This is a genomic window from Priestia megaterium, from assembly GCF_046599315.1.
Taxonomy (GTDB): Bacteria; Bacillota; Bacilli; order Bacillales; family Bacillaceae_H; genus Priestia; species Priestia megaterium_F.
Genome location: NZ_JBKIKC010000003.1, coordinates 266,027 through 278,660, shown reverse-complemented (window position 1 = coordinate 278,660; position 12,634 = coordinate 266,027). Strand labels below are relative to the sequence as shown.

General features: G+C 39.6%; 15 protein-coding genes. 7 read left to right on the top strand and 8 right to left on the bottom strand.

Going from position 1 to position 12,634, the window contains the following annotated elements:
- The first annotated feature begins 13 nt into the window (after positions 1–13).
- The 4 genes from ACLHDF_RS12445 (at position 14) to ACLHDF_RS12430 (ending at position 2,226) form a co-directional block, all read left to right on the top strand.
- Positions 14–640, top strand: coding sequence for an undecaprenyl-diphosphatase (locus tag ACLHDF_RS12445; protein ID WP_413919117.1), 627 nt, complete (start codon positions 14–16; stop codon positions 638–640).
- Positions 641–772: 132 nt separating this feature from the next.
- Entirely contained in the window at positions 773–952 is a 180-nt protein-coding gene (locus ACLHDF_RS12440; protein ID WP_413919116.1) for a hypothetical protein, read from the top strand.
- A 167-nt stretch (positions 953–1,119) separates the two neighbouring features.
- Complete coding sequence (locus ACLHDF_RS12435) at positions 1,120–1,557, top strand: MarR family winged helix-turn-helix transcriptional regulator (RefSeq protein ID WP_413919115.1); 438 nt, start codon at positions 1,120–1,122, stop codon at positions 1,555–1,557.
- A 24-nt stretch (positions 1,558–1,581) separates the two neighbouring features.
- Entirely contained in the window at positions 1,582–2,226 is a 645-nt protein-coding gene (locus ACLHDF_RS12430) for a nitroreductase family protein (protein WP_413919428.1), read from the top strand.
- Between the two features lie 31 nt (positions 2,227–2,257).
- Here the strand turns inward: ACLHDF_RS12430 and moaD are convergent, their stop codons facing one another.
- The 5 genes from moaD to ACLHDF_RS12405 are packed head-to-tail and all read right to left on the bottom strand — an operon-like array spanning position 2,258 to position 5,769.
- Positions 2,258–2,491 (bottom strand): molybdopterin converting factor subunit 1, encoded by a 234-nt coding sequence (gene moaD, locus ACLHDF_RS12425; RefSeq protein WP_413919114.1) that lies wholly within the window; start codon positions 2,489–2,491, stop codon positions 2,258–2,260.
- 2 nt (positions 2,492–2,493) lie between these two features.
- Entirely contained in the window at positions 2,494–2,958 is a 465-nt protein-coding gene (locus tag ACLHDF_RS12420) for a molybdenum cofactor biosynthesis protein MoaE (RefSeq protein WP_413919113.1), read from the bottom strand.
- Positions 2,955–3,482: a molybdopterin-guanine dinucleotide biosynthesis protein B gene (gene mobB, locus ACLHDF_RS12415; RefSeq protein ID WP_413919112.1), complete on the bottom strand. Its 528-nt coding sequence runs from the start codon at positions 3,480–3,482 to the stop codon at positions 2,955–2,957. The genes ACLHDF_RS12420 and mobB overlap by 4 nt, the downstream gene beginning before the upstream one ends.
- Positions 3,470–4,735, bottom strand: a complete 1,266-nt coding sequence (glp, locus tag ACLHDF_RS12410; RefSeq protein WP_413919111.1) for a gephyrin-like molybdotransferase Glp — start codon at positions 4,733–4,735, stop codon at positions 3,470–3,472. Before glp ends, mobB begins: the two co-directional genes overlap by 13 nt.
- Positions 4,736–4,752: 17 nt before the next feature.
- Entirely contained in the window at positions 4,753–5,769 is a 1,017-nt protein-coding gene (locus ACLHDF_RS12405; RefSeq protein ID WP_413919110.1) for a molybdopterin-synthase adenylyltransferase MoeB, read from the bottom strand.
- 161 nt (positions 5,770–5,930) lie between these two features.
- Between ACLHDF_RS12405 and ACLHDF_RS12400 the strand changes: the two genes are divergently transcribed.
- Complete coding sequence (locus ACLHDF_RS12400) at positions 5,931–6,500, top strand: molybdenum cofactor guanylyltransferase (RefSeq protein ID WP_413919109.1); 570 nt, start codon at positions 5,931–5,933, stop codon at positions 6,498–6,500.
- A gap of 12 nt (positions 6,501–6,512) precedes the next feature.
- On the opposite strand, the gene moaA is transcribed toward ACLHDF_RS12400, so the two are convergent.
- The 3 genes from moaA to ACLHDF_RS12385 form a co-directional block, all read right to left on the bottom strand.
- Positions 6,513–7,529, bottom strand: a complete 1,017-nt coding sequence (moaA, locus tag ACLHDF_RS12395; protein ID WP_413919108.1) for a GTP 3',8-cyclase MoaA — start codon at positions 7,527–7,529, stop codon at positions 6,513–6,515.
- 46 nt (positions 7,530–7,575) lie between these two features.
- Positions 7,576–8,322 carry a formate dehydrogenase accessory sulfurtransferase FdhD gene (gene fdhD / locus ACLHDF_RS12390; protein ID WP_413919427.1) on the bottom strand — a complete coding sequence of 249 codons (747 nt, stop codon included), beginning with the start codon at positions 8,320–8,322 and terminating at the stop codon, positions 7,576–7,578.
- Positions 8,323–8,388: 66 nt separating this feature from the next.
- Positions 8,389–8,733 carry a DUF2294 domain-containing protein gene (locus ACLHDF_RS12385; RefSeq protein ID WP_413919107.1) on the bottom strand — a complete coding sequence of 115 codons (345 nt, stop codon included), beginning with the start codon at positions 8,731–8,733 and terminating at the stop codon, positions 8,389–8,391.
- Between the two features lie 347 nt (positions 8,734–9,080).
- Between ACLHDF_RS12385 and fdhF the strand changes: the two genes are divergently transcribed.
- Together fdhF and ACLHDF_RS12375 are read left to right on the top strand one after the other, a co-directional pair.
- The gene (gene fdhF, locus ACLHDF_RS12380) at positions 9,081–12,020 is read left to right on the top strand and encodes a formate dehydrogenase subunit alpha (RefSeq protein ID WP_413919106.1); all 2,940 of its coding nucleotides are present in this window, start codon (positions 9,081–9,083) and stop codon (positions 12,018–12,020) included.
- Between the two features lie 11 nt (positions 12,021–12,031).
- Positions 12,032–12,511 (top strand): DUF1641 domain-containing protein, encoded by a 480-nt coding sequence (locus ACLHDF_RS12375; RefSeq protein ID WP_413919105.1) that lies wholly within the window; start codon positions 12,032–12,034, stop codon positions 12,509–12,511.
- Positions 12,512–12,634 lie beyond the last annotated feature (123 nt).

Below are 12,634 nucleotides of genomic sequence, written 5' to 3'. Positions count from 1 at the left end.
AAGGAGAAAACAAATGAACAGCAATTACGAAGTATTTCAATGGATTAACTCATTTGCTGGTAAATCCAGCGCAATGGATTCTGTAATGATTATGGTCACGAATAGCGTTCCTTATTTTATAATGGTTTGTTTGCTTTTGCTTTGGTTTAGCGGAAAAACAGAAAGAACGATTTATCACCGTTACACGGCTTTATACATGTTGTTTACAATTGTACTTTCTCTATGTATCAATGAAGTCATTCACTTGGTGTATTACCACCCACGTCCGTTTGTGGATCATCATGTTCATAAGCTGATTCCACACCCGGCTAATTCATCTTTTGTTAGTGATCATTCGATTTTAGCCTTTTCTGCTGCGTGGATTATGTGGCTACGAAAAAATAAATGGAGAAGCGTCATTTTTATATGGGCCGTCATTTCAGGCCTTTCACGTATTTACGTAGGCGTCCACTATCCGGCAGATGTACTTGGAGGCATGGTAATTGCGGGAGCTATCGGCTGCTTTATTATATACGTTTCAGATAAAACAGCTCCTCTTATTCAGCGATTCTTCTGGATTCACGATGTGATTATCAAGCGTATTCCGTTTCTATCTTCCTATACGCATGAACAACTTAGCAAGAAAAACCATTCAGCTTAAAGAAGCTGGGACAAAAGTATTTTAGTTGAAGGAAAACGATGAATCGAGATTCTTGATGGAGAATCCAACTCGTTCGGATTTTTTCATAGTTATGGTGAACCTAGGTTTCATGTATGTAGTGGCTTCTTGCTGTTGATTGGAGGGCAAGGCGAAGATTCCTGCGGACAAGGCGGAATAGGTGAGACCCCGCAGGAGCATAAGCGACCAGGAGGCTCATCGGCCGCCCGCGGAAAGCGAAGCCTTACACGGAAATCAACAGCGGTGGAACAAGCAATCCATACTAGCTCATTTATCCAATTTGTTCATCTTTGAATTGGATTGATTTAGTTATGTCCCAGCCTCTTTTATTACTTATAAAAAAAGATCGTTCACTTTCTTGACTTTCACTTTTATTTACTTTATATTATTTGATGTATCAAACATTGATGCATCAACTATTTATTTATCAACAAATATTATAGAAAAAGGGAGCGACTTTCTTGTCACATTCATGTTCTGAAAAAGCAAATGTTCTATATGCTCTGCAAGAAGTTAATAAACAAATTAATCAAAAGTTTGAGCATTGTACCGGTGTTAGCCAATCACGTCTTGATATTTTACATCAGCTTTATGAAACAGGTGAAATGAGTCAAAAGGCGCTTCAACAGCAAGTAAACATTGACAACGCTGCAATTACAAGGCATTTAAAGCAGCTAGAAGAAAGAGATGTTGTATCACGCCGTAAAAATCCTGATGACAACCGCGTAACATTTGTAAAGCTTACGAAAAGCGGACATGAAAAAATCGGTGCATTTCGAAACGAAAAAGCTCGCTTTATTGATGAAGCACTTAAAGATTTCAGCGAAGAAGAACAGCTGCTGCTTTCCAAAATGCTTAAGCGTTTAAAAGTAAACATTTCGGCCATTGAACGGTCATAACATCTTTAACATAAAGGAGAGTTCATCGTGACACAAGCAAAAACACTAAACAATGATTTCCAAGATATTATTACGGGACGCAGATCTATTCGTTATTACGATCCATCTGTCAAAATCAGCCGCGAAGAAATGAAAGAAATTTTAACAGAAGCGACGCTAGCTCCATCTTCTGTTAATGCACAGCCTTGGCGCTTTCTAGTAATTGATAGCCCTGAAGGAAAAGAAACATTAGCTCCGCTTGCTAAATTTAATCAATCACAAGTGGAAACTTCAGCAGCTGTTATCGCTATATTTGGCGATTTAAAAAGCGAAGAAAATTTAGATGAAATTTACGATAAAGCTGTTGAACTAGGCTATATGCCGCAAGAAATTAGAGATATGCAAATTCCTAAAATCAAAGCGCACTACGCAGCTGCTTCTGAAGAATTAAATAAAGAAACAGTGTTAATTGACGGCGGTTTGGTATCCATGCAGTTAATGCTTGCTGCACGTGCTCATGGTTATGATACAAACGCTATCGGCGGTTATGAAAAAGATAAAATTGCGGAAGCATTCGGTTTAGACAAAGAGCGCTATGCACCGGTTATGTTACTTTCAATCGGAAAAGCAGCAAATAGCGGTTATCCATCTGTACGTTTACCAATCGAAAAAGTAGCTCAATTTAGATAAGAAAAAAGGTGCTGTGTATTCAGCACCTTTTTTATCCTCCACTAACGGGCGGAATGAATGCAACGGTATCTCCTGTCCCAATGGTTTCTTCATCTGTTACAAACTCTTCATTGACTGCTGTCATCGTTTGATTGAGAGAGGACAGCTTATACGTTTTTTGCACGTATTCTTTTAATTCCTTCACTGTGATACCTTGCTTATCAATTATTACCTTTTCCACTCCAGCCTCTTCACGTATAGCAGCGAAAAATAAGACGTTAATCATTTTTACATCTCCTTCAATGGCTTTCCTTCAGGATATTCTTTCGTTTCTAACTGATCTCCAATCCATTTTGTTCCGTCTTCCCAAAATTCCTTTTTCCAAATTGGTACAATTTGCTTAATACGTTCAATGGCATACTCGTTTGCTTCATAGGCTGTTTTTCGATGCGGAGAAGAAACGGCAATAACTACTGCAACTTCTGTTATATCAAGCTTCCCGATTCGATGAGTAATAGCTGTCAAAGCATCGGGCCACCTTTCTTCAATTTCGTCACCAATTTGGCTGAGCATTTTCACTGCCATTGGCACATAGGCTTGGTATTCTAGGGAGAGCGTCTTCTTGCCTTTTGTAAATTCTCTCACTGTTCCAATAAATGTCGTAATAGCTCCCGCGTCTCTTCTAGAAACTTTTTCAATTATTTCATCTACCACAATTGGCTGATTTACTACTTCAAATAAGTCCTGGTTCATCTTCTTTCCCCCACTTCTTTCAATAGAAAATTAAGGTAAAGCTCATCTTCTTGTAAGTGAAACATTGGATATGCTCGCTGCACTTCTTTTTTAAGCGGAACGTGACTAATCACACATATAATATTTGTTAGAGAGGAAAGTAAAACTAGATCTTCTTCACTTCGAATTAAGACTACTTTTGGATAGGATTCCTTTTTATATCCTTCAACAAAGATGACATCTGGCGAGAAAAATTGATAAAAATCAATCAGTTTTTTTAGATTCCAGCCTTTACTATCTGCCGTAAGCTGAAGGATTCCGTCTCCTTCTACACCCACCACATCAGCACCTGCTTGTTGGTGGCGATGACTGTCTTTTAGCTGACTGCTGCTATCTGGAGGCCCGCCGTGTCCATGATGCTTGATAGAACCTACATATAGATCGAATTGTTTCGCTTTTTTAATTAACTTTTCCACTAAAGTGGTTTTGCCGCTGTTTTGAAATCCGACTATTTGTAAAACGGTGCAACGAGCTACCAAGGCCATTCACTTCCTTGTACGTCATCTAACAATAAGACGTCAACCAACATTCCTTCTTTGTATCCTCTCGTTCCTCCAGGAAATATAATTAACGTATCCGCATAAGCTAAGGACGAAACCGCACTAGATTTCGTAAAGCTTAATGGAGAAGCAATCAGCTGTCCTTCCCTGTATGAAAGCCTCCCAGATACAAATCGCATAAAAGGGTTTGGCTTTAAAAAATCCTTTCCTAACAAAGCTTTTTCTTTCCTGAGATGAGGCGTTCTCTTCCCAGCATATGTACTGATTGCCGGACGAGCCAGAAGTTCAAAACCGACATAGCACGCTGTAGGATTTCCGGATAGGCCAAATAGAAGCTTGTCTTCCATACGAGCAACTGTTGTTACACTGCCTGGTCTCATTGCTATTTTATTAAAAAGGACTTCAGCCTGTAATTGTTTATATACATCCGGTAGATAATCATAGTCCCCTACTGAAACGCCGCCCGTTGTAATCAACATGTCCACTTCTGATAGCGCAGATTTTACCACGCTGTAGCACTGACTTAAATCATCGGGCATAATGCCAAAATAGTTCACTTCGCCTCCAGCTTTTTCAATTTGTGCACGAAGCATATGAGCATTGCTATTACGAATTTTACCATGCTCAACAGGATCACTTACTTCCACTAGTTCACTTCCGGTTGCAAGTAATCCAACTACAGGCTTTTTGAAAACAGCTACGTTACTATAGCCAAATGTGGCTAGAAGAGCAGCTACTCCCGGAGTGATATACGTTCCTTTTGAAGCTAGCACAGTGCCTTTTGTTGTTTCTTCTCCTTGAAAAGAAATGTTATCTCCGCTGTTAAACGAACGTTTGATTTGAACGACTGGCTGATTGTCTCTCTTATATTCTTTTGCTATTTCAAGCATCGCAACCGCATCACAGCCCTTTGGAATAGGAGCCCCTGTCATAATACGCACAGCCTGCATCGCGTTGACTGTATGTTCAAAAACAGAACCCGCTCCTACTTCTCCTCGAATAACCAGTTCTACCGGATGAAGTGATGATGCTTCTTTCGTATCTTGTGAACGAACGGCAAAACCATCATATGGAGAACGATTAAAAGGAGGAATATCATGATCTGCCATTAAATCTTCAGCTAAAAACCTGCCGTAAGCTTCTTCAAGCGCGATTGTTTCTTGCTTTCTGTTGTTTGCATACTGCATCACTCGCCCAACGCATTCCCCGACAGGGATAGGAGTTCGCTTTTCCCTCATTCTTTTCACTCCTTTACTCATCCTAGTAAACGATAATACAAACTTTTGGCAAATTGAATATCATTCGTTCCATGAATAAATACACGGCCATCTTTAAAAATAACAAAGCGCTGCTCTGGAAGCTGACATGACAGAAGATATGGATTGCGGTCTACTTTCCCATGATTTTTTAAACGCTTCTCCAATTCATCGAAGTTGTGCAAATACTGCTGCGAGGGTCTAATTTGAACTGTCTCTCTGCCGCAAAGAACTTCTGTTTTAAGCTGATTTTCATACGCTAAGTACGGATATGTTCGTATCGATCCACAAGAAAAACATTCATGACTTTTCATTTTACCTGTCTTAAATTCAAGGTGCTGGTTATTCCAGGCGTCAAAAGTTAGAAATGTATTGCGCAAAGCTTCAACATCTCCCACTAAAATTTTTAATGCTTCGGTTACTTGATAGGCTGCCACAATTTGAACAGCTGGACTGATAATTCCTGCTGTCTCACACGTTGCTCCCCCCACAGGCACTTTTTTTAATATGCAGTGCAGGCAAGGGGTTACATTTGGAATAATGGTATACGTGGTGCCATAACTCCCTACACATGAGCCGTATATCCAAGGAACCTCGTGCTTATGTGACAAATCATTTAAAATAAAGCGGATGTCGAAATTGTCTGTCGCATCAATGATAACATCAGCTGTTTGGACGATATTTTCTAAATTAGCAGGCTGAGCATCCATTACCAACGCTTCTATCTTCACTTCTGTATTTATTTGACGCAAACGATTTTTTGCTGCTACAGCTTTAGGTAGTTTGTTTTGCGCATCTTGTTCTATATAAAGCTGCTGACGCTGTAGATTACTCCATTCTACATAATCACGATCTACAAGAGTCAGTTTTCCAATTCCAGCACGCACGAGAGCTTCTGCGCTAGCACTGCCTAGAGCTCCTGCACCTACAATTAACACATGCTTACTTTTAATCTGTTGCTGCCCTTTATTTCCAATAGGCTGGAAAAGCTGCTGACGTGAATAACGTTCGGTCACTCTTCTCTCTCCCTTTCTTGTTCAATCTCTGACTTTACTATCTATTCCTTCGTCAAAGATATTTCTTTAAAAACATGCTATTATACACGTAACGCTAAGCTGCTTTACGGAAGCTTAAGTGCATAAATATACAAATATATTTTGATGGAGGTATGTGATAAATGTCTATTGCCGGCGTTGTATTAGCAGGAGGAAAATCTTCTCGCTACGGTCAACCAAAAATGTTTGAAACCTATAACAAGAAATCATTTTACGAATATAGTATAGATGCATTAAAAGAAAATCACGTCACGCCTATACTCGTGTCTACCAATCAAGATTTACTTCCTTATTTTCAAAGAAAGGATGTTGCATTTGCAGTTGAAAAACGTCCGTATCAAGGGCCTTTGTATGCAATCCATCATGCTTTAACTGCGATCGATTGCCGTGCCGAATGGTTCTTTATTCTGTCATGTGATATTCCTTTTATTAATGCTGAGTTTGTTCGTCACATGATTACACTGACTCAAACGAACTCACCTGATATCATTCTTCCTGTTCAGCCTGATTACACTCACCCGCTTCTAGCACTCTATCACCGTAGAACCCTTCCTCTTATTGAACAGCTCGTTAAACAAGGTGAAAGAAGGCTTAAACGATTGTTAAACCAGACAAACGTCCTTCGCGTGCCTTTTTCAGCAGAAGATCCCACTTTTATAAATGTGAATCATCGCGGTGATTGGCATGTATGAAGCTTTTTGGAATTACCCACCAATATGAGACATTTCCACTTTCTCAGCACCCTGGACTCGCCTTCCATTAGCTCGTTCATCGGAGTAACGATCTTGGCGCTGGTTCCAGATATCAGAAATGGTATCACAAACTGCACGGTCAGATGCTTCTGATCGTATCAGTTTTCGGAGGTCGTATCCTTTTGACGCAAACAAACAGGTATAGAGCTTTCCTTCAGCTGATACTCTTGCGCGTGAACAAGTCGAACAGAACGAATCTGTCACGGATGAAATGATACCAATTTCCTCTTCTGTCCCAACATAACGATACCTGGTAGCTACTTCTCCCGTATAATGAGGCGGGATTTCTTCAAGAGGCATTTCTTTTCCGACTATATCAAGAATTTGTTTCTTTGTTATAACCTCATCCATTTTCCATCCATTTGAATTTCCAACATCCATATATTCAATAAAGCGCAGCGTATGTTTTTTATCTTTAAAATATTGGGCCATCGGAAGGATATCCTCCTCATTCTTGCCTTTTTGGACAACCATGTTTATTTTGACTGAAACCCCCACAAGAGCTGCTGCCTCTATTCCTTCTAATACTCGTTTTACACTTCCTCGATTTCCATTCAGCTCTTGAAATCTCACTTCATCAAGTGAATCTACACTAACGGTTACTCTTGATAATCCTGCTTTTGATAAGGCTTCTGCATGCTTCTTTAACAGTGAGCCATTTGTTGTGATGGCAATATCATCTATACCCTCGATTTTGTTCAGACGATAGATTAAATCAGGCAAGCCTTTTCTTAGCAGTGGCTCTCCTCCAGTTATACGCACTTTTTTTACTCCTAGTGATGCGAATATTCTAGTAAGTCTCTCCAATTCATCAAACGAAAGAATATTTTCAGCAGGTAAAAATGGATAGTCTGCTCCAAAAATTTCTTCAGGCATACAATACCGACATCGGAAGTTACAGCGATCTGTTACGGACAAACGCAAGTCTCGTAAAGGACGCTTTAAAGTATCGAATATAGCGTATGACATCTGCATAACCTCTCCTCTCTATAGCTGTCAGCTTCTCCACAACAGATTAATTATCTCTTAAAATCCTTTCTGGGCACGTATAAATATTCAACGAGTCATTTCTAATAAACCCTACCGTTGTAATTCCTAGTTCTTCTGCTAGATTTAAAGCAAGTTCAGTTGGAGCGGATTTTGAAAGAACCACTTCACATCCAATCTTAGCTACCTTTAACAAAATCTCTGAAGAAATACGGCCGCTGAAAACGACCACTTTATCCCTAATTGAAATATGGTGTTTTAAGCAATACCCGTATAGTTTATCTAAAGCATTATGCCTACCAATATCCATTCGGCTAAGCATAAAACCGTTTTTATCACAAATGGCAGCGTTATGAACACCACCTGTTTCTTGAAACGTAGCAGCAGAGTGCTGCAGGTTATTCATCAGTTGAAAACAATCTTTAATTGAAAGTTCTACCGATATATCATTCATTTTTTTAGCAGTCAGCGCATCATTTATAAACACAAACCCTTGTCTGCTCGCCCCGCAGCAAGACGTGATATATCGTTTATTTTGAAGGTTTTGAAAATAAGGGTTTAATTTATCTATTGTAACATGAGCATATCCTTCTTTTTCTTGGACCCATATATTTTTAATATCTTTATATTCTCGAATAACCCCCTCAGATGCTAAATAGCCAATTACCATATCATCGATGTATTGAGGGCTACATACCATCGTGACAAACTCTTCTTCATTAATTTTCACAGTCACAGGAAACTCTGTTACAATTTTATCTTCCACGCTTTCCATTTGACCATTTTTAAATTTAAGAACTGTACGCTTCTTAACGGTCGAGTTCATGTGATGTCTCCTTTTTTAGATAATGTTTTTATCAAAGACGAATACGGAAACCGCTATATTTTCTTTTATTTTCATATCTGAAAATAAATTCACCAGCTTTGCTCCCACCAATTCTTCTAGCCCTTCTGGCGGATTTGATGCATATACATCTTGGATCATTTTTGTTCGAGCTAAATGAACCATGTCACATCCTTCAGAAGTTCTTGCAATAAATGTTTCCGTTGGTGTTAAATTTCCATACAATGTTGAGACAGCCATATTTTCAACAAAAACCGTATGTATTCTTTCCGGTCCTTTTCCAAATAAATCTTTTCGAAGCTTCCGAATAATATCATTAAATTCATGAATGGTTTTTGACATAATCAACGCTCTCCCACTGATTAAAATTAAATTTTTCATTTTATTCCTACAGTTTTTTTATCATAAATCAACACTTCAAAAAATAAAAGCCTAAAATCTTTGCAGCAAAACTTTTGAAGAGAGTTGTGCATTTAAAAATGTAGCGATATAATTATAAATAACCGAGATGGAATAATAATAATGAATTGTTATTACTCTATCACTTTTTCTTAACAATATAAATGGGGCGGATTGGCATATTAGTAAGACCTGCTAGTAAACTATTCCACCATGATTGCACTTCCCTTATTTCATTAGGCATGTGTATTCATGGTGGTTTTTTGTTTTTATATAAAGGAGGAAAACAAATGAGTCGTGATACCATCACTGTTCATATAAATGGGAACGAATACAAGGCAGCTTCAGGCTCTAGCATACTCGAAATTATTAACCAACAAAGCATTGAACATCCGCAGATTTGTTATGTACCTGAAGTAGACCCTATTCAAACTTGTGACACCTGTATTGTTGAAATGAATGGCGAGTTAGTTCGATCTTGTTCCACAAAGGCTAAAGACGGCATGAAGATTGAACTACAGTCACCACCCGCAAAAGCGGCGCAAACGGAAGCAATGGATCGTTTATTAGAAAATCATTTGCTATACTGTACGGTTTGCGATAATAACAACGGGAACTGTAAGCTACATAACACAGCCGAAATGATGGAGATTGAACATCAAAAATATCCATATACCCCCAAGGTCTCAGAAAATGAAGTGGATATGTCTCATCCGTTCTACCGTTATGACCCTAACCAATGTATTGCTTGTGGACAATGTGTAGAAGTTTGTCAAAATCTTCAAGTGAATGAAACACTCTCTATCGACTGGGAAGCAAAACGCCCCCGCGTCATCTGGGATGACGGTGTAGCAATCAATGAATCTTCTTGTGTGAGCTGCGGTCAATGTGTCACAGTATGCCCTTGTAATGCCTTAATGGAAAAGTCGATGCTTGGAGAAGCTGGATTCATGACTGGACTTCCAAAAGACGTTCTGAACCCAATGATTGATTTAGTTAAAGAAGTGGAACCCGGATATAGCGGAATTTTTGCTGTTTCAGAAGTCGAAGCAGCTATGCGCGAAACTCGCACAAAAAAAACAAAAACCGTCTGTACATTTTGCGGAGTTGGATGTTCATTCGAAGTATGGACAAAAGGTCGTGAAATCCTTAAAGTTCAGCCTAGCTCAGATGCCCCTGCAAATGCTATTTCAACCTGTGTAAAAGGAAAATTCGGCTGGGATTTTGTAAACGCTGAAGAACGCATTACTAAGCCTTTAATCCGCAAAAATGGCGCATTTGTAGAATCTTCATGGGAAGAAGCACTCGACTTAGTAGCAAGCAGGTTAAGCTCTATTAATCAACAGTATGGACATGGATCAGTTGGTTTTATCTCTTCTTCTAAAATTACAAACGAAGAAAACTATGTTATTCAAAAGCTGGCTCGCCAAATGTTTGAAACAAATGACGTAGACAACTGTTCTCGCTACTGTCAATCTCCTGCAACAGATGGATTATTTCGAACAGTGGGAATGGGAGGCGATGCCGGCACGATAAAAGACATCGCAAAAGCTGGACTAGTTATCATCGTGGGCGCTAACCCTGCTGAAGGTCACCCTGTATTAGCAACTCGCATCAAACGCGCGCATAAGCTTCATGACCAAAAGCTAATCGTCGCAGATTTGCGCAAAAATGAAATGGCTGAACGCTCTGACATTTTCATCAGCCCAAAGCAAGGCACGGACCAAGTATGGCTAATGGCTGTAACAAAATACATGATTGATCAAGGATGGCACAACGAAAAATTCATTCAAGAAAACGTCAACTATTTTGAAGACTTTAACTCCTTGCTTGAAAAGTATACGCTTGAATATGCTGAACAAATTACGGATATTCCAGCAGCAACACTAATTCAAATAGCTGAAATGATTCGTGACGCCGACGGAACCTGTGTGCTGTGGGGAATGGGCGTAACGCAAAATACAGGAGGCTCTGACACATCAGCGGCTATCTCAAACCTCCTTCTTGCTACTGGAAACTATCGACGCCCTGGAGCAGGTGCTTATCCACTTCGAGGTCACAATAATGTCCAAGGAGCATGTGATATGGGAACTCTTCCTGCTTGGCTACCAGGCTATCAGCACGTCACAGACTCGGTCGCCCGAGAAAAATTTGAAAAAGCATACGGTGTAAAAATCAAAGACAAACCGGGTCTTGATAATATTCAAATGCTTCATTCAATTGGTGAAGGAAAAATGAAAGCCATGTACCTTGTAGGAGAAGATATGGCTCTTGTCGATTCAAATGCTAATCACGTGCACGAAATATTATCAAATTTAGACTTTTTTGTCGTCCAAGACATTTTCCTTTCAAGAACAGCTCAATATGCTGATGTTGTGCTGCCTGCTGTTCCTTCTCTTGAAAAAGACGGAACGTTTACCAATACAGAGCGACGTGTACAAAGATTGTACCAAGCATTGCCAACGCTTGGTGATTCAAAGCCGGATTGGTGGATTGTTCAAGAGATTGCCAACCGCTTAGGTGCGAACTGGACGTATACACATCCTAGTGACATCTTTGCAGAAATGGCTAGTTTATCACCTCTGTTCAGCCAAGCCAGCTATGAAAACCTTGAAGGCTGGAATAGCTTCTTATGGGGGAGCTTAAAGGGAAAAAGCACGCCGTTACTTTACGTCGATGGGTTTAATTTTCCAGATAAAAAGGCACGCTTCGCTTTGTCAGATTGGGTGCTTCCTGCTGAATTCCCGGAGGAATATGATTTACACATTAATAACGGAAGAATGTTAGAACATTTTCATGAAGGGAACATGACCAATAAATCGAGCGGTATTCAATCAAAAGTACCGGAAGTGTTTGTGGAAATTTCACCTCGACTTGCCAAAGAGCGTGAAGTTGAAGAAGGTTCGCTTGTCCGATTAATCTCACCATTTGGAGCAGTAAAAGTGCGGGCATTAATTACAGAACGGGTCAAGGCAAACGAGCTGTATCTTCCAATGCATTCAGTCCATAAAGATTCAGCTATTAATTTCTTAACGGGACCTGCAGTCGACCAACGAACAAATACGCCGGCTTACAAACAAACAAAAGTACGGATGGAAGTATTAAGCAAAGGTGGAGAAATTCCTTTACCGTCTACGAATCCGCGTAACAAAAAACGTCATCCTCAAAACGGGGTCGAGGTTCAACGTAAATGGAACCGCCCTGGCTACGTTCATTTAACAAGTAAATAGGAGGAAAAAAGATGGCACAACCTATTACAGAAATTAAGAAACCTCTTCTAAGCGAGGAAGAAAAAAAACAGCGAAAATTGGAAGACTTAACTTCTCTATTGGCAGATAATGAAGAAGCGTTAAATCGTATTCTTGGTATTGTTGGCGAACTTAATGACATGGGCGTTCTTGAAGCTGCTGATTCAATGATTCAGGCGAAAGAAAAAATCTCAAAAATTGCGCTTCATCAAATTTCTAGAGAGCCGGTAACCAATTTAATTAATACCCTTATGGGCGCAAGCAGTGGTTTGATGAAGGCAGATCCAGAGGTCACTGCTAAACTTGTGAACAGCGCAACGGCTGGTATGAACGAAGCTAATGAATATATAAAAACAGGAAAAAAAGTAAGTGCATTAGCTCTTATCAAAGCGCTAAATGACCCTGATATCAATCGTGCAATCGGATTTGGCCTTCACTTTTTAAAAGGAATGGGCAAAGCGTTGGAAGAGTAAATGAAACAGCGACTTGAAAGTTTTTCCCCTTTCAAGCCGCTGTTTTCTTTTTAGGAAGTCATTTTGTAAATGAACGTGATATAGTTATACTAAATCGCTCTACTACAACTTATTGAGGTGATA

Coding starts and splice junctions, on each gene's coding strand:
- fdhD (WP_413919427.1), bottom strand. CDS start 8,322: ATGGAAAGCGTGGAAGATAAAATTGTAACAGAGTTTCCTGTGACTGTG.
- fdhF (WP_413919106.1), top strand. CDS start 9,081: ATGAGTCGTGATACCATCACTGTTCATATAAATGGGAACGAATACAAG.
- ACLHDF_RS12385 (WP_413919107.1), bottom strand. CDS start 8,733: ATGTCAAAAACCATTCATGAATTTAATGATATTATTCGGAAGCTTCGA.
- moaA (WP_413919108.1), bottom strand. CDS start 7,529: ATGTCATACGCTATATTCGATACTTTAAAGCGTCCTTTACGAGACTTG.
- mobB (WP_413919112.1), bottom strand. CDS start 3,482: ATGGCCTTGGTAGCTCGTTGCACCGTTTTACAAATAGTCGGATTTCAA.
- ACLHDF_RS12375 (WP_413919105.1), top strand. CDS start 12,032: ATGGCACAACCTATTACAGAAATTAAGAAACCTCTTCTAAGCGAGGAA.
- ACLHDF_RS12400 (WP_413919109.1), top strand. CDS start 5,931: ATGTCTATTGCCGGCGTTGTATTAGCAGGAGGAAAATCTTCTCGCTAC.
- ACLHDF_RS12420 (WP_413919113.1), bottom strand. CDS start 2,958: ATGAACCAGGACTTATTTGAAGTAGTAAATCAGCCAATTGTGGTAGAT.
- ACLHDF_RS12445 (WP_413919117.1), top strand. CDS start 14: ATGAACAGCAATTACGAAGTATTTCAATGGATTAACTCATTTGCTGGT.
- glp (WP_413919111.1), bottom strand. CDS start 4,735: ATGAGGGAAAAGCGAACTCCTATCCCTGTCGGGGAATGCGTTGGGCGA.
- moaD (WP_413919114.1), bottom strand. CDS start 2,491: ATGATTAACGTCTTATTTTTCGCTGCTATACGTGAAGAGGCTGGAGTG.